This is a genomic window from Meridianimarinicoccus aquatilis, assembly GCF_004358675.1.
Lineage (GTDB): Bacteria > Pseudomonadota > Alphaproteobacteria > Rhodobacterales > Rhodobacteraceae > Meridianimarinicoccus > Meridianimarinicoccus aquatilis.
Genome location: NZ_SMZO01000058.1, coordinates 1 through 21,206 on the forward strand (window position 1 = coordinate 1; position 21,206 = coordinate 21,206).

Annotated in this window: 18 protein-coding genes, 1 tRNA gene and 3 pseudogenes; 14 read left to right on the plus strand and 8 right to left on the minus strand. The window is 58.0% G+C overall.

The genetic code is table 11. The features are described from left to right. The first annotated feature begins 127 nt into the window (after positions 1-127). A pseudogene (locus E2L05_RS17275) lies at positions 128-1,295 on the plus strand (IS110 family transposase). A 239-nt stretch (positions 1,296-1,534) separates the two neighbouring features. Here the strand turns inward: E2L05_RS17275 and E2L05_RS17280 are convergent. After that, a pseudogene (locus E2L05_RS17280) lies at positions 1,535-2,379 on the minus strand (transposase); the annotation flags it as partial. 179 nt (positions 2,380-2,558) lie between these two features. Here E2L05_RS17280 and E2L05_RS17285 point away from each other — a divergent pair. Together E2L05_RS17285 and E2L05_RS17290 are read left to right on the plus strand one after the other, a co-directional pair. After that, on the plus strand, positions 2,559-2,822 hold the full coding sequence (locus E2L05_RS17285; RefSeq protein ID WP_243722041.1) for a hypothetical protein: 264 nt from the start codon (positions 2,559-2,561) through the stop codon (positions 2,820-2,822). A gap of 78 nt (positions 2,823-2,900) precedes the next feature. Then, positions 2,901-3,089 (plus strand): annotated as a pseudogene (locus E2L05_RS17290) (transposase domain-containing protein); the annotation flags it as partial. 220 nt (positions 3,090-3,309) lie between these two features. On the opposite strand, the gene E2L05_RS17295 reads toward E2L05_RS17290, so the two are convergent. Then, a tRNA-Thr gene (locus E2L05_RS17295) sits at positions 3,310-3,385 on the minus strand. Positions 3,386-3,892: 507 nt separating this feature from the next. Between E2L05_RS17295 and E2L05_RS17300 the strand changes: the two genes are divergently transcribed. The 4 genes from E2L05_RS17300 (at position 3,893) to uraH (ending at position 7,174) form a co-directional block, all read left to right on the plus strand. Continuing rightward, on the plus strand, positions 3,893-5,452 hold the full coding sequence (locus E2L05_RS17300; protein ID WP_133344078.1) for a caspase family protein: 1,560 nt from the start codon (positions 3,893-3,895) through the stop codon (positions 5,450-5,452). Continuing rightward, complete coding sequence (locus E2L05_RS17305) at positions 5,452-5,820, plus strand: hypothetical protein (protein ID WP_133344079.1); 369 nt, start codon at positions 5,452-5,454, stop codon at positions 5,818-5,820. The genes E2L05_RS17300 and E2L05_RS17305 overlap by 1 nt, the downstream gene beginning before the upstream one ends. Positions 5,821-5,949: 129 nt before the next feature. Beyond that, positions 5,950-6,765: a bifunctional allantoicase/(S)-ureidoglycine aminohydrolase gene (locus tag E2L05_RS17310; RefSeq protein ID WP_133344080.1), complete on the plus strand. Its 816-nt coding sequence runs from the start codon at positions 5,950-5,952 to the stop codon at positions 6,763-6,765. 55 nt (positions 6,766-6,820) lie between these two features. Continuing rightward, positions 6,821-7,174: a hydroxyisourate hydrolase gene (gene uraH, locus E2L05_RS17315; RefSeq protein WP_133344081.1), complete on the plus strand. Its 354-nt coding sequence runs from the start codon at positions 6,821-6,823 to the stop codon at positions 7,172-7,174. Positions 7,175-7,181: 7 nt separating this feature from the next. Here the strand turns inward: uraH and E2L05_RS17320 are convergent, their stop codons facing one another. Then, complete coding sequence (locus tag E2L05_RS17320) at positions 7,182-8,090, minus strand: LysR family transcriptional regulator (protein WP_133344082.1); 909 nt, start codon at positions 8,088-8,090, stop codon at positions 7,182-7,184. Between the two features lie 98 nt (positions 8,091-8,188). Here E2L05_RS17320 and E2L05_RS17325 point away from each other — a divergent pair, with 98 nt between their 5' ends. Together E2L05_RS17325 and E2L05_RS17330 are read left to right on the plus strand one after the other, a co-directional pair. Beyond that, positions 8,189-9,421, plus strand: coding sequence for a urate hydroxylase PuuD (locus E2L05_RS17325; RefSeq protein ID WP_133344083.1), 1,233 nt, complete (start codon positions 8,189-8,191; stop codon positions 9,419-9,421). Between the two features lie 56 nt (positions 9,422-9,477). Next, positions 9,478-10,674, plus strand: coding sequence for a winged helix-turn-helix domain-containing protein (locus tag E2L05_RS17330; RefSeq protein ID WP_133344084.1), 1,197 nt, complete (start codon positions 9,478-9,480; stop codon positions 10,672-10,674). 33 nt (positions 10,675-10,707) lie between these two features. Here E2L05_RS17330 and bhcR read toward each other — a convergent pair whose 3' ends face one another. After that, positions 10,708-11,538, minus strand: coding sequence for an HTH-type transcriptional regulator BhcR (gene bhcR / locus E2L05_RS17335; protein WP_208016274.1), 831 nt, complete (start codon positions 11,536-11,538; stop codon positions 10,708-10,710). A 162-nt stretch (positions 11,539-11,700) separates the two neighbouring features. Here bhcR and bhcA point away from each other — a divergent pair, with 162 nt between their 5' ends. The 5 genes from bhcA (at position 11,701) to E2L05_RS17360 (ending at position 16,652) form a co-directional block, all read left to right on the plus strand. Then, the gene (gene bhcA / locus E2L05_RS17340) at positions 11,701-12,891 is read left to right on the plus strand and encodes an L-aspartate--glyoxylate aminotransferase BhcA (RefSeq protein ID WP_133344086.1); all 1,191 of its coding nucleotides are present in this window, start codon (positions 11,701-11,703) and stop codon (positions 12,889-12,891) included. Further along, on the plus strand, positions 12,891-13,859 hold the full coding sequence (gene bhcB / locus E2L05_RS17345; protein WP_133344094.1) for a beta-hydroxyaspartate dehydratase BhcB: 969 nt from the start codon (positions 12,891-12,893) through the stop codon (positions 13,857-13,859). The genes bhcA and bhcB overlap by 1 nt, the downstream gene beginning before the upstream one ends. Before the next feature lie 13 nt (positions 13,860-13,872). Further along, entirely contained in the window at positions 13,873-15,036 is a 1,164-nt protein-coding gene (gene bhcC, locus E2L05_RS17350; RefSeq protein WP_133344087.1) for a 3-hydroxy-D-aspartate aldolase BhcC, read from the plus strand. Positions 15,037-15,130: 94 nt separating this feature from the next. Continuing rightward, complete coding sequence (gene bhcD, locus E2L05_RS17355) at positions 15,131-16,096, plus strand: iminosuccinate reductase BhcD (RefSeq protein WP_133344088.1); 966 nt, start codon at positions 15,131-15,133, stop codon at positions 16,094-16,096. A gap of 43 nt (positions 16,097-16,139) precedes the next feature. Then, positions 16,140-16,652, plus strand: coding sequence for a CIA30 family protein (locus tag E2L05_RS17360; RefSeq protein ID WP_133344089.1), 513 nt, complete (start codon positions 16,140-16,142; stop codon positions 16,650-16,652). Between the two features lie 18 nt (positions 16,653-16,670). On the opposite strand, the gene E2L05_RS17365 is transcribed toward E2L05_RS17360, so the two are convergent. The 4 genes from E2L05_RS17365 to E2L05_RS17380 all read right to left on the minus strand — a co-directional run bounded on the left by E2L05_RS17365 (position 16,671) and on the right by E2L05_RS17380 (position 21,050). Next, complete coding sequence (locus tag E2L05_RS17365; RefSeq protein ID WP_133344090.1) at positions 16,671-18,119, minus strand: uracil-xanthine permease family protein; 1,449 nt, start codon at positions 18,117-18,119, stop codon at positions 16,671-16,673. An 83-nt stretch (positions 18,120-18,202) separates the two neighbouring features. Next, positions 18,203-18,694: an ureidoglycolate lyase gene (locus E2L05_RS17370; protein ID WP_133344091.1), complete on the minus strand. Its 492-nt coding sequence runs from the start codon at positions 18,692-18,694 to the stop codon at positions 18,203-18,205. Further along, a complete protein-coding gene (puuE, locus tag E2L05_RS17375; RefSeq protein ID WP_133344092.1) occupies positions 18,691-20,103 on the minus strand; it encodes an allantoinase PuuE in 1,413 nt (470 codons plus the stop codon). The genes E2L05_RS17370 and puuE overlap by 4 nt, the downstream gene beginning before the upstream one ends. A 182-nt stretch (positions 20,104-20,285) precedes the next feature. Continuing rightward, positions 20,286-21,050: a LamB/YcsF family protein gene (locus E2L05_RS17380; RefSeq protein WP_133344093.1), complete on the minus strand. Its 765-nt coding sequence runs from the start codon at positions 21,048-21,050 to the stop codon at positions 20,286-20,288. Between the last annotated feature and the right edge of the window lie 156 nt (positions 21,051-21,206).

Here is a 21,206-nt window from a genome sequence, read left to right on the forward strand (position 1 = left end):
CGGGAAGAAGCGCTGCCGACAGGTTATGGCCGCACGCGCAGCCTCCACATCGCGCAGCGGGTGGCCATAACCGGGTCTCAGGTCTCAACAGTGGTTTTGCTGAACCACACCGCTGAGGAGACCGGCTATGACCGCCACCCATACTATCGCTTCAACTGTTTTAGTCGCCATCGACATTTCCAAGCACCGCCACGAGGTCCTGATCGGAGTCCCCGGCAAGAAGCGTCGTCGGCGCATGACGATCATGAACACGTTGGAAGACTTCCATCGCTTGTCCGCGGCGCTGGTCGGTTACGACATGCCTGTTCGGATCGGGTTCGAGGCGACCGGCAACTATCACAGGCCTCTGGCGCATCATCTCGGACAGGCCGGGTTCGAACTCAAGCTTATCTCCTCTGTCGGCCTCGCCCGGACACGCGAGGCCTTGCACAACAGCTGGGACAAGAATGATCCGAAGGACGCCCAGGTCATCCTGCATATGCTGGAGATCGGCGCCGTGCAGTTCTTTCATGATCCTCTGGTAGTTGGGACGGCGGATATTCAGGAGCTGTCGAAGACGCATGAGATCGTCTCACGTTCGAAGACCGAGCTCTGGCACCGCATCCTGACGCATTACCTACCGCTCTACTTCCCCGAAGCCGAACGCTTTCATCGCAGCTGCCTGGCAGGTAGTGGGCAGGAAAGTTTCCAAAGAACGCCTGCTTTCAGATATTTACGCAACGGCCGTCGGCTCTGTCGGACTGCCGGTGCACCCGGATTCCGACGCGGTTCGCATGTTCCGCCTCGTCCTTGCCGAAGGCAGAAGCCTTGTCCGCCAGCGCAACGAGATCGAGGCGCGGGCAGTCGAGCTGCTCTCCGATCTGCCTGACTATCGGTTGCTGACAACCATCCCCGGCATCGGCCCTATCAATGCCATGACCATCTTGGCGGAGGCCGGCGACCTGCGTCGGTTTCGGCATCACCGGCAGTTCCTGAAGTTCTGCGGCATGGATCTCGCCACCGTGCAGTCCGGCATGTTCCGTGGTCAGAGCCGCATCTCGAAGTACGGCAATGCCCGGCTCCGGCGCACACTCTGGATGGCAGGACAGACCGCCGTGCTAAAACGGACCAACAGCTTCCGGGACAAGTTCGAACGCTACATCTCGAAGGACCGACACAACGCCCATCTGCGTCGCAAGGCCTACACCGCAATCGCGGCCAAGATGGCGCGCACCGTACACGCCGTGGTCAATCACGGCGAACCCTATCGCCCCTTCTTCGAGGGGGTGAGCCCAGGCGGAAGGACCTCTCTCTGACTGAGCCGTGGAGGCAGGCTACCTGACCTCGTAGATAATGTTCGGGCCTTCTGCTTGGGATTTGGGATCTCGTATTAAGGACGGTGAGGGCCGCCAGCGCGCGTACCCTGTGTTTGCTATGGATGAGATCATTTCTTGACGGCAGAGCCCGTCTGGGCAACCTTATTAAGGTATCCGGACAGCCGGATGCCACACGACCTGCTGACCTAAGCAGCCAGATTTTCCCGACATAGGACGTTGTCGACCCTGATCGTCCTTGGGTAACCGATCTTCCCGCAGATCCGTTCGAGCGTTTGGACGACATCCTCGCCCCGATAGCTGAATCGTGGATCAACGGCCGGACACAGCCGGGAATGCGTATCGACGACGGTCAGAATCCGCAGCTTCTTTCCCAAGGCGAGCTGGTCGTGGACAAAATCCATCGCCCAGACATCGTTCGGACCGACGGCCTCTTGGCGGTCTTCACGCAGCTTCGCCTTTACGCGCCGCTTCGGGTGTTTGTTCCTCAGCTGTAGGCCCAACTCATTGTAAATCCGACGGGTCTTCTTCATGTTGATCACCCAGCCCTCTCGCCTCAGCAGCACATGAACACGCCTGTATCCATACCGCACACGTGTCTCCGCAATCTCTTTGGTACGTCGCTCGACAGCAGCCTGGTCCGTGCGCCGGGACTTGGTGTGGTAGGTGGACGTGTCGAAGCAGATGGCCCCACAGGCCCTCCGGATCGATACCCCCCAATCAACGCACATCCCGGTGACAATCTCACGCAAACGGCCAGGCTTCAGAGCTTTCGCCGAATGACGTCCGCTCGCCATTGTCCTCGGACCAATGGCGGACAAAAGCTCGCCATCTCGCGGTCAAGGGTGAGGTCGGCCACGATCTTTTTCAACCGCGTGTTCTCGTCTTCCAGCGCCTTCAGCCGACGCATCTCGTCCGGCAGTAACCCACCGTATTTCTTCTTCCAGTTAAAGTAGGTCGCCTGACTGATCCCAGCCTTCCGGCAAATCTCCGCAACCGGCGTGCCTTGCTCGCCCTGCTTAAGAATGAACGCCTTCTGCGCCTCTGTGAACTTCGATGCTCTCATGCGATCCCGCTCCTCTCCCAGCCAGGGAAACGTAGCGGAAAACTCCAGCATCAAACGATCCAGTTTTCAGGGGGCAGTGCACTGGGAGAGTGGCACCCGGCGCCTGTCACGGAGGAATGCCGATGGGCGTTGTGGAAGTTCTGGATCCGGTTTAGCCGGCGCGGGCTGGTGGCTGGAAAGTGGATGTAAGTCGAGGCGAGCGGAACGGGCGGGTGTCGTCCGAATGGTTCAACCGGCCGGATGACGAGCGGTATCTCTCGCTCGACGATCTCTGGGCGAATGTGAAGGGTCGCTCTGAGCGCAACCGCAGCCGGGTGGTACAGACCGCCGATATCAGGGCCGAGGCCGCGCGCGACAGTGCAGAGCGGCTGCACATGGTCCTGCCGAAAGCGCATGAGCCGGTCGCGCCCACGGTATGCCCACAAATTCTCACTGAGAATTGACCCATGTGAACACACTTCCCCGACGGTTTTTGTTGGGGGGATTTGGAGTGATCGACATGGGATTTTTAAATGTTATCAATCGCTCTCAATCGCAAAAACGCACGATTTGCGAATCAAGACGAAGGCGGAAAAGCTTGGGACCGCATCGCTTCGTTAATCGAAACATGCAAGATCAACGGCGTAGAACCCTTCGCCTATCTGAAGGCCACCCTTGAGGCCATCACGGCCGGACATCCCAAGAACCGCATCGACGATCTACTGCCCTAGAACTGCACGACGTCAAGCTGAACGCCAAGTGCTATCCAGCCGCCGCTTACGGATCGCCGTACTGGTCTTTTAAAGCTTCCATGTTGGCAATACCCAAACTTGCGGCTTGAGCGCTGCCTAGTTTCTTCTGTTACCATCCCGCAAAGGTGGACGGTATGGTGGGCGACAAAATCAGCAAATAATTCAAGTTCTTGATATCATTGCATATTTTTATATTATATGGTGCCCCCACACGGACTCGAACCGCGGACCTACTGATTACAAATCAGTTGCTCTACCAGCTGAGCTATAGGGGCATTCAATGGCTGGACTTGAACAGCCACGGTTAAGAATGTCTTTTCCGCGGACCGCTAAGAGCCGATTCAGCACTGGTGCGATGGCTTTTAGACGCTTGTTCTCAGAAGGACAATACCATGTTTTCGACTCATTTTAAGATCTATGAAAACTCCCTGCTGGCTTGCTAGCGGCAATGCGCCAACCGCAGCGCGCAACCAGTATTACGCACAAAAGAAGGAAAGGGCTTCGTCGAGTTCCCTGAAGGTCAATCGTACGGCAATCAAGCCTCGTCTTATGCGGCGCGGCTCTCATGTGTCTGGCTGTGGGTGGCGTTTTGACTCAATCATCGGGCGGGCAGTTCTTGCGGTCGAACCAACCACCACGCCGGACATGCTCGCGAAGTCAGAGATTGGGCAGAACTGGACAGCAAAGGCACATCATACACCGAAGGATATTCTTTATTGGCTTCGCCGGCGCAAAGCGTTCATTTCACTTGACCTACGCCCACGCAGGGGCATGCTTCGCCTATGTCAAAATGGTCTTTCCGAACTCTCACTCCAGCCCGTCTGCGTTGGTTGCCTTTTGCCGCTGCAATGCTGTGTTATTCGCCTGCGATTGCCGCCGATCGGGTCGCTTTGCTCATCGGCAATGGGGGCTACGCCAACACTGATTTCACGTTGAGGAATCCCCAAAATGATGTTCAGGCGCTTGACGCGGCATTGTCAGACTTGGGGTTTGACGTCCGCGCCGAGGTGGATCTGACGCGCGATGCGATAGTGGACTCACTGGAATGGCTTCAGAACGCCGCAAATGGCGCAGAGATCGCCATGATCTTTTACGCTGGACATGCCGTACAAGTCGGAACCGAGAACCTTGCAATCGGGGTCGAACTTGAGACGCTTTCATCTCCCGCACTGGACAAAGCGAGTGTATCCTTGTCGGACTTCCTTGCTGCGATAGAAAGTGCCGGGGCCGATTTGTCGATGGTGATCTTCGATGCGTGCCGGGACAACCCTTTGGGCGCGGCTCAAATTGGTACAGCGGGGCTTTTGCCGGTTTCAGGTGGCCTTGGCACCCTCGTGGCCTACTCCACAGATCCGGGTAATGTGGCCACGGACGGTACGGGCGACAACAGCACCTTTACAGCCGCACTTCTGGATCATCTTGCCACCCCGGGCATTGACGTGCGTCTTATGTTTGGCCGTGTCCGACAAGACGTTGTACGCGAAACTGCGGGACTTCAGATCCCTTGGGTCGAAGAAGCCGTGATCGGCGAGTATTACCTGTCTGAACCGCCTGCCCCGCTTTCCCCAGATGATGAAGTGCGTGTCTGGGAAGATGCCGTGGCCAGAGGAACCATTGACAGCTACTCAGGCTATCTCGGACGCTTCCCAGACGGGCTGTACAGGATCGTAGCCCGCCTGCGGATTGATGACTTGCAAGGCATCGCACCTGAATCTGTCGATTTGGCCGATGATCAACTCCCGGCTGCAATGGCCGCGCTAGAGATGCTCGGCTATGCCGTGCCGGGCGTTTCAACTTTGCCAGACGGACGTGTCAGGCAAGCCTTTGCCCTTTGGCAGTCATCTTCCACCGAAGGGGACCGGACCTTTGAAAGCTTGATGCGCGAAGCGGCGCGCACGGCGACGTTCGTGGGCACATACACGGCTGGCATCTTGAAAAACGATCTTCAGCGATACGCCTCTGTGACTGAGGCGCTGCGCGCCGCCCAAGCAAACCTTGTCACTGCCGAAACCGACTTTGGCGACAATGAGGCCGCGCAAGCGGCCATTCAGTCGATGCGCCGCGAAGTGGGCGAAATTGCCCAAATTCATCAAGCCGTTGCCGCAGACTTGGACGCGAGCCGGACGTATTACAGCGATTTGATCGTAGCGACTGACCAGCATCTTTCTGATTGGATGACCGACGAGGCGAAACCGCGCTTTGCATCAAGCCGCGGCATCACGCGCCTTTCGGACCGTGCGCTTGCAGATGCCCAAACATTTCAAAGCCACGTAAGGCTCGCAGGTACCGCCCCTGAGGGATCCTACGCGTGGCTTGCCGCACTGATGAAGGATTTCAACTAATGCACAAATTTGTTCTGTCACTTGCGGCCGCAGTTCTGCTTTCTGGCTGCTATTCTTGGGGGGATGGGTCGGACTGGTCTGACACAGGCAGCGGATGGCAGGCAGCCGGCACAGAATTGGCCGATGCGCCCCTTCCGGTAAAAGTGGATCACTGGGAACAAGAATGGGCAACAGCAAAGCAAGAGGTCGCAGACGCCCGCGCCGAAGTGGTCGCAGAGGGCCGCACCCTTCCGCCAAAAATTGACGACGACGTCACAGAACTTGTGAACCGTGAAATCACGGGGCCCAGCGATGCGGAACGGCTTCAGCGGTTGCAAGACTCCGTGTCCGACGCACGGCGCCTTGCAGAATTGGTAAGTGCGGGCTAACGGCGCCGCAGTGTCAAAACTGCGAGATATTCAAATCATTCCGAAAGGTGCTATCAGCACGATCGTGCTGGTTGCGACGTCCGTTCACCGCCATAGTGACGCAAAGCAACGGTGATATAGGGACCTGAAATGCCAGCAAAATATTATGCCCCCCACGGCGGTCACCCTGATCAAGATCAACTTCTGACCGATCGCGCCATGTTCACCGATGCGTATGCGGTGATCCCGAAAGGCACCATGCGGGACATCACCACCAGCTTTCTGCCCTTTTGGGACCAGACGCGGCTTTGGGTCATTGCGCGCCCCCTTTCCGGGTTTGCCGAAACATTCTCACAATACATCATGGAAGTGCAGCCCGGTGGAGGATCTGACCGGCCAGAGACCGACCCGGACGCCCAGGGCGTTTTGTTCGTTGTCGAGGGCACGGCGTCCCTGACGGTGAACGGCACCACGCATGAATTGACGCCCGGCGGCTACGCCTATCTGCCGCCCATGTCAGGGTGGACCTTGCGAAACCACGGCGAAACGCCGTTGCGGTTTCACTGGATCCGCAAAGCCTATGACGCGGTGGACGGGCTCGATCAGCCGGATGTGTTGATCCTGAACGAAGCCGATATTGCACCCACTGTCATGCCAGACACCGACGGCAAATGGGCGACCACCCGATTTGTCGACCCAAGCGACATGCGCCATGATATGCACGTGACCATCGTGACATTGCACCCCGGTGCGGTCATCCCGTTTCTAGAAACCCATGTGATGGAACACGGTCTGTATGTGCTTGAAGGAAAAGGCGCATATCGACTGAACACGGACTGGGTCGAAGTTGAGGCGGGCGACTTCATGTGGCTGCGCGCGTTTTGCCCCCAAGCATGTTACGCTGGCGGGACTCGTCCTTTCCGGTACTTGCTCTACAAGGACGTGAACCGTCACATGCCCCTGTAGGGCGTGCGCCCAAACATCTAGCCAAACCGCATCACCGACGCCTGACGAGGACCCCATGACCGGATATTTGACAACCCACGTTCTTGACACGGCACGGGGCTGCCCCGCCGAAGGTCTGAAGATTGACCTCTACCGCATTGACGGGGACACCAGACACCTTCTGCGCACCCTCGCAACCAATGATGATGGCCGCACTGACGCGCATATCCTGCCTGCTGATGAATTCGCACCGGGTGTTTATGAGTTGGTGTTTCACGCAGGCGCCTATCTTGATGCAATCGGCGTACCGCCCGAAGAACCACGTTTCCTCGATGTCATCCCGATCCGTTTTGGGATGTCGGAGTTGTCACACTATCACGTTCCGCTTTTGCTTTCGCCGTTCAGCTTTTCGACCTATCGCGGCAGCTAGCCGGCGGTCATGCGGCGGATATTCCATCAGCGATCTTGGTGATCATGAATTCCATGAAGGTACGGGCTTTGGGATCAAGTTGACGCCCATCCGTGTACAAACACGCCATCTGGATCGGCACGGGTGGCGTGTCCTGAGCGACCGGAAGCAGCGCGCCAGACGCCAAATGTTCGGCGACTTCAAACATCGGCTTCAGGGCGATCCCGTGCCCTGCCAAAGCCCAATCGGTCAGAACATCACCGTCATCGCATTCGTAACGGCCGACAATGCGGAACCGTTTTGGCCCTTCGGGCGTCGACAACTGCCACTGGAATTCTGTTGCCCCTGGAAATCGCAGGCGCAGACACTCGTGGCCCTGCTCAACGAGTTCACCGCCGTTGCTCGGCAGCCCTCGTTTTCGAATGTACTCTGGCGCGGCGCACATTACGCGGCTGACATCGGCAATCTTGCGCATGCGCAGCGTGCTGTTCTCGGGTTGGCCAAGAAAGAACGCAAGGTCCAGCCCTTCTGCCGTCAGGTCCATCCGGCGATCCGTAAGGCGAAGGCGCACGCTGACTTGCGGATAGGACTCAATAAATTCAGGAATTTGCGGCGCGATCAGACGGCGTCCGGCCCCAAGCGGCGCGGCGACATAAATCGTCCCTTTCAAATTGGCAGCACTGTCCGCAACCTGCGCTTCGGCGCGTTGCACAGCCTGCAAAATCTCCATCGCGCCGCGGTAGAAGGAACGACCTTGCTGTGTCGGAGCGAGGCTGCGTGTCGTCCTTTGGAACAACCGAACTCCCAGTTGTTCTTCCAACTGCGAAATTCGCGATGAGGTCAGCGCAGGAGAAATACGCATATCGCGCCCCGCGGCCGACATGCTGCCTAATTCATAGACACGAACAAAGGTGCGGATGTTTTCAAAGTAGGACATTGTTCGGTTTTTTTTGATGCTGCTTGGCTTTTTCCAGCGGTAGCTGAACAAATGGACTTCGACTAGCCTAAGCGACAACGCAATCTTGGAGAACCGTGATGTATGATCTGGCAATCTTGTGGGAATGGGTGGCCTTTTCGGTGCGCTGGCTGCACGTGATCACGGCGATGGCCTGGATCGGCGCCTCGTTCTTCTTCATCGCCCTCGACCTGGGGTTAAAGAAGGCTCCCTCCATGCCTGTCGGTGTCAACGGCGAGGAATGGCAGGTACATGGCGGCGGCTTTTATCACATTCAGAAATACATGGTCGCGCCCGAAAATATGCCCGAGCACCTGATCTGGCACAAATGGCAAAGCTACACCACGTGGCTGTCCGGTGCCGCCCTGTTGATGATCGTCTATTGGGCTGGGGGTGAACTGTTTTTGATTGATCCGACCAAAGCGAACCTGGCCCTGTGGCAGGCGATCTTGATTTCTGGCGGCTCTCTGACCATCGGCTGGCTATGCTATGACGCCATGTGCAAATCGAAACTTGGGGAAACACCCACGCTTTTGATGCTGCTGCTCTTCGTGATCCTTGTTGTGATGTCATGGGGGTATGATCAGGTCTTCACAGGGCGCGCCGCGCTGCTGCATCTGGGCGCGTTCACAGCGACCATCATGACCGCAAACGTGTTCTTCGTGATCATGCCAAACCAGCGGATCGTCGTGGGCGACCTGAAGGCAGGGCGCGTACCGGATGCAAAATACGGGAAAATCGCGAAACTTCGATCAACACACAACAACTATCTGACCTTGCCGGTCGTGTTTTTGATGCTGTCGAACCACTACCCGATGGCCTTTGCCACGCAGTACAGTTGGATCATCGCAAGCCTGATCTTTTTGACTGGCGTCACAATCCGCCACTATTTCAACACACTCCACTCAACTGGCAAGGGGCCGCATTGGACGTGGGGCGTGACCATTCTTTTGATGGTGGTGATCGCATGGCTTTCCTCAGCCGCGGATTATGGCACCTATGAAGACGCAGAGGCGCGCGCCCTGACCACCCATGAGCAGAAATTCGCGTCGGCCGACAGTTTTGAGGACGCGTTTTACGCTGTCGTCGGCAACTGTTCCATGTGCCACGCCCGCGAGCCGTCTTGGGACGGTCTGCATTGGCCGCCCAAAGGGATCGTGCTTGAGACGGAGTCCGACGTGGCGCGTCACGCCCGTGTGGTTTTTCTTCAGGCGGGTGTAAGTCACGCGATGCCGCCGCCCAATGCGATTGATATGGACCCTGAGGCCCGCGCAGCCATTGCCAAATGGTACCGGGACGTCGCAGGCAGCTAAGCTGCGCGTTGTGTCTTCTCGCTGGCGGTAGGCGCGCAACCCGCTAGGGTGGCACCATGACCCGCCCCCTGCTCAGCAACACCGTCGCGCGCCGCCTTTTTCTTGATCGTCACTTGTTGCTGAACCCAAAGGCCGGCACAGGCAAGGGGCGGGATCTTGACGGTGTGCTTGGTGATCTGGGCTTTGTCCAAGTTGACAGCGTCAACACGTTGGCGCGGGCGCACGACCTTATCCTCTGGTCCCGGCGCGGCCGGTATCGGCCCAAGGCGTTGGAAAACTTGGTCGCCAAAGACCGGACCGCCTTTGAGCATTGGACGCATGATGCGTCGATCATTCCGATGCCCTTCTACCCCATGTGGCGGCTGAAATTCATCCGCGACGAGGCCCGCATGCGTGCGCGTTGGTCGGCAGATCGCCGGGCAGGATGGGAGGCCGAGATTGAAACCGTACTGCAACACGTGGCAGATCACGGACCCGTCTGTTCCTTGGATGTGGGCGGCACCGAGAAGAAGGCGTCTGGCGGCTGGTGGGATTGGCACCCTTCCAAAACAGCGCTGGAATTTCTGTGGCGGTCTGGACAACTTGCCATTTGCCACAGGAAAGGGTTCCGCAAATTCTATGATCTGAGCGAACGCGTGATCCCGCCCGAATGGCTGAATGCGCGACGCAGCGACCCCGAAACAATCGATTGGGCCATGACCGCTGCCATCACCCGGCTTGGCTTTGGAACCAGTGGCGAATTGGCGGCATTCTTCGACATAGTCACGCGCACAGAAGCCGCTGATTGGTGTGCCAGCGCGTTGGCGGACGGTCGCATTCTGAATGCCATTGTGGAACTGGCTGACGGCACCCCGCGACCCTGTTTCACAACGCATGCAGTGTTGGATACGGTCCCAAGTCTGCCCGCACCAAGCACGCGGGTCCGGCTGCTATCGCCCTTTGATCCCGCGCTCAGGGACCGCACACGGGCAGAAAGGCTCTTTGGCTTTCGCTACCGTATTGAAATTTTTGTGCCCGAAGCCAAACGCCAATATGGTTACTACGTGTTTCCGGTGCTGCAGGGTGATCGCCTGATCGGGCGGATCGACGTCAAGCGCACCGGCTCTGCATTGCATGTTAGGGGCTTTTGGCCAGAACCCGGCGTCCTCATGGGCAAAATGCGCTGCGCCGGGCTGAGCGCAGAACTTGGCCGTCTTTGCGGCTTGGCGGGAACAGACGATGTCACATTTGCAAAAGACTGGTTGCAAACTTAGCCCGCTTCATCACCGCGCTGCATGCCCGGAACATTAGTGCGGGGATCCGCCCAGTGCCGCTGTAAGTGTCTGTGCGGCGGCGCAGACCTCTGCCCCCAATCGCACTGTGTCATGGGGTGTTATGCGGCTTGTTGGCCCGGAAACGGACAGTCCGGCAACAGGATCGCCGTGCAGATCGAACACGCAAGCAGCAACACAGCACATGCCTTCGTTGCGTTCCTCTGCATCGATGGAAAATCCGCGCTCCCGAATTTTGGCAAGATCAGCGATCAGATCATCGCGCGCAGTCAGGGTGCTGGCCGTGAACCGCTCGAGAGGATGCGCAGACAAGACCTTGCCCAGCCGATCCTCGGGCATGTTTGCCAGCAGCGCCTTGCCGATGCCAGAGGCGTGCATGGGCGACAACGTTCCGGGCGGAAAGAACGCACGAATGCTGGCATGCGTTTCGACTTGGCTGACAAACAAGACGCGCCCATCTGTTTCCACGCCCAGATTGGCCGTCTCCCCAGTGTTTTCCATCAAACCGCGCAAAATGGGCCGCGCCCGGTCCACCAAAGCTGTTCGCCGCAAGAACCGCGCACCGATCAAAAACGCGCCAGCCCCGATTTGCCACGTCTGACCATCCGAGTCGAATTCGACAAGGCCGCGGTTTTCCAACGTGACCAATACGCGATAAACCGTCGCCGGAGACTGCTCCAACTCGCTGGCCAATGCGGATAACGTGTGCCCGCCAACCTTGCCAAGATGTTCCAGTACATCAATCGCGCGGTCCAACGACTTAATGGTGTTTTGCGGTGTCTTGTCGTCCCAATCACGCGGGCGCCCGCGGGCGCGGCGGTCCGATTTTACGGCAGGCTTTTTCATCACGATTCCAATTTATGAAAAACGACTTCATATTATGAAAAACGCAACCATCTGCCAACAAACAAAAATACTTCGGTCTTCGATTTTTGAAAAACGTTTTCAAAAAAATTGCGCGCTGGGATCTCGTTCATTAGGGTCCCCTAAACCTTGTAGGAGACGGCCATGAGCTTTCAGAATCCAGTTTTCATTCCGGGTCCGACCAATATCCCGGAAGTGCTGCGCAAAGCGTGCGACATGCCGACGATTGACCACCGCTCGCCTCTGTTCGGGTCGATCTTGCATCCCGCCCGAGATGGAGTGCGTCAGGTCCTGAAAAGCAAGAACGCCGAAGTTTACATCTTTCCATCCACCGGAACAGGCGGATGGGAAACGGCGATAACCAACACACTCAGCCCCGGCGACGGCGTTCTGGTTGCGCGGAACGGCATGTTCTCGCATCGCTGGATCGACATGTGTCAACGGCACGATTTGGACGTTCAGATTGTCGAAGTCCCGTGGGGCAGCGGCATCCCTGCAGAGCGGTATGGCGAAATCCTCAAGGCGGATTCGGCTCATCGGATCAAAGCCGTACTTGCCACCCATAATGAGACGGCAACCGGCGTGAAGTCTGACATCGCGGCAATCCGTGCGGCGATGGATCAAGCGAACCACCCTGCCCTTTTGATGGTCGATGGGGTCAGTTCCATCGGGTCCATGGACTTTCAATTCGACGGTTGGGGCGTCGATGTTGCTGTTACAGGCAGCCAAAAGGGATTCATGTTGACCGCTGGGTTGGCCATCGTCGGGTTCTCGCCGAAAGCCCACGCCATGACCGCATCCGCCAAGCTGCACCGGACCTTCTTCGACATACGTGACATGGACAAAGGCTACGCCAACAGCGCGTTTCCCTACACGCCACCCGTCGGCTTGATGAACGGTCTTAAGACCGCATGCGACATGCTGTTGGCCGAAGGTCTGGACAATGTCTTTGCCCGTCACACCCGCATTGCGACGGGAGTACGCGCCGCTGCCGATGCCTGGGGCATGCCCCTGTGCGCTGCGAGCTCAGACGTGCAGTCGGACACAGTGAGCGCAATTTGCACCCCGGATGGATTTGACGCCACCAAGATCGTGACGCACGCCGCCGACCGCTATGGGGTCGCATTTGGTGTTGGCTTGGGTGACGTCTCTGGCAAAGTGTTCCGCATCGGCCATTTGGGAAGCCTGACCGACGTGATGACATTGTCTGGTCTGGCAACAGCCGAAATGGTCATGGCTGATCTTGGTTTGCCGATCCAACTTGGCTCTGGCGTGGCAGCCGCACAGGAACATTACCGCGCCACCCCGGCGCAAGCACAAAAGGACGCCGCATGATGAAGGACGCAAGCCCCCTGATCATTCCGAGCTATGACGATGTGATCGCGGCACATACCCGGATTGCACCGCATATCCATCGCACACCGGTGCTGACCTCGACCTATTTCAACGAACTCACCGGAGCTGAACTGTTCTTCAAGTGCGAAAACTTCCAAAAGGCGGGCGCGTTCAAGGTGCGCGGCGCCTCCAACGCGGTTTTCGGGCTGCCCGATGACATGCTGGAAAAGGGCGTTGCCACCCATTCCAGCGGCAACCACGCCCTGTCCCTGTCTTACGCCGCCGGGCGCCGGGGCATTCCTTGCCATGTCGTGATGCCCCGCACCGCGCCGCAAGCCAAGAAAGACGCCGTGCGCGGCTATGGCGGGATTATTCGTGAATGCGAGCCTTCCACCACCTCGCGCGAGGCGGTCTTTGCCGAAGTGCAGGCCGAAACCGGCGCGGATTTCGTCCACCCATATAACGACCCTCGCGTGATAGCAGGCCAAGCCACCTGTTCCCGCGAGTTGATGGAGCAAGTTGATGGGCTCGATGCCGTCATCGCCCCGATTGGCGGCGGCGGGATGATCTCGGGCACTTGTCTGACCCTGTCCAACACAGCCCCAGAGGTGAAGATTTTCGCGGCAGAGCCCGAGCAGGCAGACGACGCCTATCGCAGCTTCAAAGCCGGGCACATCATCGCCGACGACGCGCCGAACACCATCGCCGACGGGCTAAAGGTGCCATTGAAGGATCTGACATGGCACTTCGTTTCCAACCACGTGACCGACATTCTAACCGCGTCAGAAGATGAAATCATCGACGCGATGAAAGAGACTTGGAAGCGCATGAAGATCGTAATCGAGGCAAGTTGCGCCGTGCCGCTTGCCACCATTCTAAAGAACCGCGACGTGTTCAAAGGCAAGCGCGTCGGCGTCATCATCACCGGCGGCAATGTCGATCTCGACACTCTGCCTTGGATTAAGTGAGAGGGATAACACCATGAACGCCCCCGTAAAAATCAGTGAACTCGAAGTCGGGTATGATATTCCAGCTCTTCCCGGAATGGACGAGGCCGACATCCAGACCCCGTGCCTTGTGCTTGATCTTGACGCTTTGGAACGCAACATCAAGAAGATGGGCGACTTCGCTGCCTCTCACGGCATGCGGCACCGGGTCCACGGCAAGATGCACAAGTCAGTGGATGTCGCCCTGTTGCAGGAACGCCTTGGCGGATCGGTCGGTGTGTGCTGCCAAAAGGTCAGCGAAGCCGAAGTTTTTGCGCGCGGCGGCATCAAGGATGTGCTGGTCAGCAACCAAGTCACGCAGCCTGAAAAAATTGATCGCTTGGCGCGCATCCCGACCTTGGGTGCACGGGCGATTTGCTGCGTCGACGACCTGGACAACATCCCGCACCTGTCCGCCGCCGCCATCAAACATGGCACGCAGATCGAATGCCTTGTGGAAATCGACTGCGGCGCTGGCCGGTGCGGTGTCACAACCACGCCTGCCGTTGTGGCCTTGGCCAAGGCCGTTGATGCCGCTGAAGGGCTTAAATTCGCAGGTATTCAAGCCTACCAGGGCGCGATGCAGCACTTGGACAGCTATGAAGAGCGCCAATCCAAGACCGACATCGCCATCGCGATGGTCAAGGACGCTGTCGATACACTGAAAGCCGAGGGGCTCGATTGTGACATCGTCGGCGGGGGTGGCACGGGCAGCTATTACTTCGAGTCGGGCTCTGGCGTGTACAACGAACTTCAATGTGGCAGCTACGCGTTTATGGATGCCGATTATGGCCGAATTCTGGACAAGGATGGCAAGCGGATCGACGAAGGTGAATGGGAAAACGCTCTGTTCATTCTTACCTCTGTCATGTCCCATGCCAAAGCGGACAAGGCGATTTGCGATGCCGGGCTCAAAGCGCAATCAGTGGATAGTGGTCTGCCGGTCATCTTTGGCCGGACGGATGTAAAGTACGTCAAATGTTCAGACGAACATGGCGTCATCGCGGACGAGGCGGGCGTGCTTAAGGTCAATGACAAGTTGCGCCTTGTTCCCGGCCACTGCGACCCAACCTGTAACGTGCACGACTGGTATGTCGGCGTGCGCGACGGGAAGGTCGAAGTCGTTTGGCCGATATCCGCACGCGGCAAAGCCTATTGAGGCAGAGATCGGCAATCCGGTTCAAACGATTACAATACAAGCGGGGGCGGCGACTGCCTGCCCCCATTTGATGTTCCAGCGAAAGAAAAAGACAATGATCATTGTACCCGAGGCGGCAATTGGCGACCTGATAACACCTGCGCAAGCGTTCGATGCCGTGGAGAAGGTCTTTGCCTCCATGTCGCGGCGCAGTGCGTACAATTTTCCGGTCATTCGCGAAGCCATCGGTCATGCAGACGCGCTTTATGGGTTCAAATCGGGATTTGATCGGGACAGTCTGGCGCTTGGGCTCAAATCAGGCGGCTATTGGCCCGGCAATGCCGACAAGGGTCTGACCAATCACCAATCCACGGTTTTTCTGTTTGATGCCGACACTGGAAAATGCCGCGCGATCGTTGGCGGTAACTTGTTGACCGCTTTGCGCACTGCTGCCGCCTCTGCCGTATCAATCAAGCATCTGGCCCCGAAGGGTGCGAAAGTTCTGGGCATGATCGGTGCCGGGCATCAATCAGCCTTTCAAATGCGTGCAGCGGTCGACCAGCGCGACTTCGACCGTGTTATCGGGTGGAATTATCACCCGGAAATGTTGTCACGCCTTGCCGACACCGCAGCCGAGCTTGGCCTGCCGTTTGAACAGGCCAGCCTTGAGCAGATTGGCGCAGAGGCCGATGTCATCATCTCGATCACCTCCAGCACCGCGCCAATCCTGATGGACGCCCACGTCAAGGGCGGCACGCATATCGCCTGCATGGGAACCGACACAAAAGGAAAGCAAGAAGTCGACGCTGCGTTGGTCGCGCGGGCCATGCGCTTTACCGACGAAATCGCGCAATCCATCAGCATTGGGGAATGTCAGCATGCTATTTCCGCTGGGCTGATCACCGAAGCCGATATTGGCGAATTGGGGAACGTGATCAATGGGGATGATCCGGGTCGGCAAACCGATGACGAGGTAACCCTGTTTGATGGCACAGGCGTCGGGCTTCAGGACCTTGCGGTTGCCGCGTCGGTTGTTGAGTTTGCCATGGAAAACGGTGTCGCGCTGGACGTTGATTTTTGAGCCAATCATCGACGAGCCCCCGCCCATGCGCTAGGTCCCGGCCATGGATGATACACTTATAGACGATCTGAGCCAGCCTCACCCGCGTGCAAGTACCGGTACGGAGTGGGAATTGCTGTCTGACCGCGTGATGGGCGGCGTTTCTGCTGGAGGGCTGAGCCGCGAAACGATTGCCGGGCGCACAGCGCTTCGCCTTCAAGGCGATGTCCGGCTAGAAAACAACGGCGGTTTTGTACAGGCCGCCCTTGACCTGGCCCCGAATGGCGCAACAGACGCGCGGCGCTGGTCCGGCATTTCGCTCGATGTCTACGGCAATGGGGAAGCGTACAACTTCCATCTTCGAACGGCAGATGTCACCCGGCCTTGGCAGTCTTACCGTGCGCAATTTGATGCACCGGCGGTCTGGCAAACCATCACCCTTCGCTTTGACGCGTTCACCCCGCACCGCTTAACCGCGCCGCTGGATCTGTCTACATTGCGGCGGATCGGGATCGTCGCAATTGGCCGGGCTTTTCAGGCTGATATTGCCATTGCAGGGATCAGGTTCAACGCCTGATCCCTGCATGGGGTTGGATCACTTACCCGGAAGCGACCCTGTTCCGTGGCCTTGCATCCCGCCAGAGACTTCTTCGGTCGCCTCGCTGGCCAAATCTTCTGGAAGCACAAGGTTCAAAACAATTGCAATCAAGGCCGCGGGCAGGATGCCGGACGCGCCAAGAATGCGCAGCGTGTCTGGCAAGTGCTGCAACGCGTTCGCGCCGCCACCAGACGCTTCAAGCTGCAAACCCAACCCGATGGACAGCGCCACAGCGAAAATCACCATGTTGCGGCGGTTCCAGTTGACGTCTGACAGCATGGAAATGCCCGCCGCAACCACCATGCCAAACATCACGATCACACCGCCGCCCAGCACTTCGATGGGAATGGTGCGGATAACGCCGCCCACCTTTGGCACCAGACCGCAGATGATCAGGAACACCGCGCCAATCGTCACGACATGACGGCTCATTACGCCAGTCATGGCAATCAGGCCCACATTCTGGCTGAAGGACGTATTCGGGAACCCGCCAAAAAGCCCGCCGATCAGGCTCCCGAAACCGTCGGCAAATGTCGCGCCCTTGATCTCGTCATCTGTGGCCTCGCGACCAGCGCCGCCTTTGGTGATGCCCGATACGTCGCCCACGGTTTCCACCGCCGACACGAACGCCATCAAACAAAAGCCAATGACCGCCGCAATGGAGAATTCGAACCCATATTTGAATGGCACAGGCAAAGCGAAGGCGGCAGAGCGTTCCCAACTGCCCGAAATCGACTCAAAACTCAGCATCCCGATGGCCATGCAGTAAAAGTACCCCACAAGAATACCGACCAGAACCGCCGACACAGACAGCATGCCGCGGGCAAAGAACTTCAGCCCAAGGGTGACAAAGATCACAACAAGCGCTGCTGACCAGCTTTGAAGTCCACCATAGCTGGCTGCACCCGACATTTTGGCCGGTACACCGCCGGCCGCGTATTCGATCCCAACCTTAACCAGTGCGAGCCCGATCATGGTTACCACAAGTCCAGTGACCAAAGGTGGCAAGGCAAACCGGATCTTGCCGATGACTGTACCCAAAGCGGCGTGAAAAAGCCCGCCGATGATCACACCGCCGAACAGCGCAGCCAAGCCGTCAACGCCCTTACCTGCCACAAGTGGGATCATAATCGGGATAAAGGCAAAAGACGTGCCTTGCACGATGGGCAACCTCGCCCCGACAGGTCCCATTCCAATGGTCTGAAACAACGTTGCCACACCCGCGAACAGCATCGACATCTGGATCAGGTACAGAAGTTCGGGAAAATCGGGTGAATTTGACCCAAAGCCAAACCCCGCTGCACCAGCCACGATGATGGCTGGTGTCACGTTTGACACAAACATTGCCAGAACATGTTGAATACCCAAGGGCACTGCCTTGTACAGGGCCGGGGTATAATTCGGATCACGCAATTGTGCCGGCGTACCAAGTGTACTGTCTGTCATTCTTCCACTCCATCTATGTCACCCTACGCGAACGCAGTTTGGTCTTCCTCAACCGGTACTTGGTCGATGCCCTGTTCGGGCCTTTAAATTTCCTCGACGACCGTGAAAGGCGTCTCGAACCAATGCTCCTGAAGGTTCGCGCCGTCACCGATGCGATCAAAAACAGCAAAAAGACCGGGCGCGGCCAACGGTGTCAGAACCCCGTGCCATGTTCCCCGGAAAAAGTTGATCCCTTGCCCCGGCGCAGCAAGAAACGCGCGCGGTTTGCCCGGCGCGTCCCCCTCTGCCGGGGCCACGATGACCAGAAACGGGTTTTGCGTCATCGGCAGGAACGCTTGGCTCCCGTCTGGATGGCGTTCGACCATCTCGAGCTTGTAAGGAAGGCTGCGCGGCACAGCGTCGAACAGACTGATCCCGGCGCGGCCATCGCTGAAATCAAGGCTGGCGCGATCATGAAATCGACCACACATTCCTTGGTTGATCATCCGATCCGCTGGGCCTTTGGCCTGCAACACGTCCCCAAACGGGGCGAAAGCATCTGGCGTCAGCGCCTCGCAGGGGATCAAATGGCTCATCGCGGAAGCATTTCGCGCAGGCGGTGCTCCGCGATGCGCTCCACTTGCAGACAGGCTTCCGCGAATTCCACAGCGCGATCATTTTCCAACCGCTGCGTGAACGCAGACTGAATACTGGCCTTGTCATGGTCCCGCACCGCGATGATGAAGGGAAACCCGAATTTATCCTGATACGCCGTATTGAGTCGCGTAAATTCGGCCCGTTCAACATCAGTGAGCGCATTCAGTCCAGCACCGGCCTGTTCCGCCGTGCTTTCAGGCGTCAGGCGCTTGGCCGCCGCCAGTTTCCCGGCAAGGTCCGGATGCGCCTTCAGCACGCGCAGACGCTCATCCTCGCTGGCTGATCGAAACATCCGTGTCAGCGCATTGTGCAGGCCGACCGCCGTATCATGGGCCGGGCCAAGTTCCAGATCAAAAGCACGCTCTGCTATCCATGCGGAATGTTCAAAAACGCTCCCATAGGCCAAAACAAACGCTTCTTGCGACATCTGCGAGGGTCGATCAAACTGCGTCGGAGGATGGGCCGAAGCCCAATGATCGGCAATCTGTTCACGCGTGGCAAACCAGACACCCTCGTGGCTTTTGGCGTAATCGAGAAACCGCTTCAGGGCCATGACCCGGCCTGGACGCCCGACCAGACGACAGTGCAGACCGATGGACAGCATCTTGGGCGCGCCTGCTTCACCTTCGGCATACAGCACATCGAAACTGTCGCGCAGGTAGGAAAAGAACTGGTCGCCCGAATTGAACCCCTGCGGTGTAGCAAAACGCATATCATTGGCATCAAGCGTGTAAGGCACAATCAACTGTTGACGACCGTCCACCCTCATCCAATAGGGCAGATCGTCGGCATAGGTGTCAGCCACGTATGCAAACCCGCCTTCACGTGCCGCCAACGCAACCGTGTTGATCGAACAGCGCCCGGTGTACCAACCACGGGGACGGGACCCGACGACTTCGGTATGCAGGCGGATCGCTTCGGCCATATCCTGCGCTTCTTGCGCTTCGGTGGCGTCTTTGTATTCGATCCATTTCAGGCCGTGGCTGGCAATCTCCCAGCCCGAAGATTTCATCGCGGCAACCTGTTCCGGGCTACGCGCCAATGCAGTTGCAACGCCGTAAACAGTTACGGGCAGATCCGACATAAGCCGGTGCAACCGCCAGAACCCGGCCCGCGCGCCATATTCATAGATCGATTCCATGTTCCAATGACGTTGATCAGGCCATGCAGCAGCACCAACGATTTCTGACAAGAACGCTTCGGACGCGGCATCCCCATGCAGGACATTGTTCTCGCCGCCCTCTTCGTAATTCAGAACGATCTGCACAGCGATTTTTGCGCCACCGGGCCAATGTGGATCGGGCGGGGTCTGGCCATAGCCGGACATGTCACGAGGGTAGCGGGTCAAGGGGCGCTCCGGAAATTTGATGTGCTGCGCCCACTGTGCCTTGCTTTGATGCAAGTTGGAAAGACCCTAAGCCGAGTTAAATGCACAGATATCCCGCAATGCTCAAAAAAGCATCGCCGATCTTACCGCAGCGCAGCATGAGCCAACGATTTAAATCTGAGGAGCTTTCACCCAGAGCATCCTCAACCCGCCAACCGCTTGAGGTCTACGCCATCGGCCTCAAGTGCCGCGCGCACAGCAGAGGCGATTTGAACGGCCTCTGGCGTATCCCCATGAAGACAGATCGTGTCGATCTGAACCGGCAGACGGCGCCCACTTTCGGTTATGATCGCACCGGCCTTCACCATAGCGGCGATCCGTGTGGCAGCGTGTTCAGCATCATGAATGACAGCACCGGGCAACGAGCGGTCGACCAGTGTTGCGTCGTCGTTATAAGCGCGATCTGCGAAAATTTCGCCGGCAATGCGACACCCCAACGCGCGTGCTGCCCGCTCTTGCGCTGTCCCGACAAGGACCATCACGATCAAGTCAGGGTCAATTTCGAGGGCCGCTTCATAGCAGGCGCGCGCCATCGCTTCATCGTCGGCCGCCATATTGGCCAACGCGCCGTGCAGCTTGAGATGATCAACACGACCTTGGGCCGCCCGCGCCATCGCCTGCGCAGCACCCAATTGATAGTGCACAAGGTTGCGCAACTCGGTGTGGGTCAGTTTGATCCGCCGACGCCCAAACCCCTGCAAGTCTGCAAATCCAGGATGCGCACCAATCCCCACACCGTTTTCAACCGCCATGCGCATGGTGCGCGCCATCACGTCAGGATCGCCTGCATGAAAGCCGCACGCCACATTGGCTGAGGTGATGATCTTCAACAGATCGGCATCGCGCCCCATGACCCAAGGGCCAAAGCTTTCGCCCATATCCGCGTTCAGATCGACAGTCAGTGCCATTGCAGTGCCTTTATGTCCCGTGTGCGGGGCCATCGTGCGCCGCGGCGCGTAAAATGGCAACGGGGCGCCTGATGAAGACGCCCCGGAAAAGTGTCAGGTCATGGTTTGCCGCGCTTTGGATAGGCATTGCCCCCGCGCGGCCCGCCCTTACCGGGC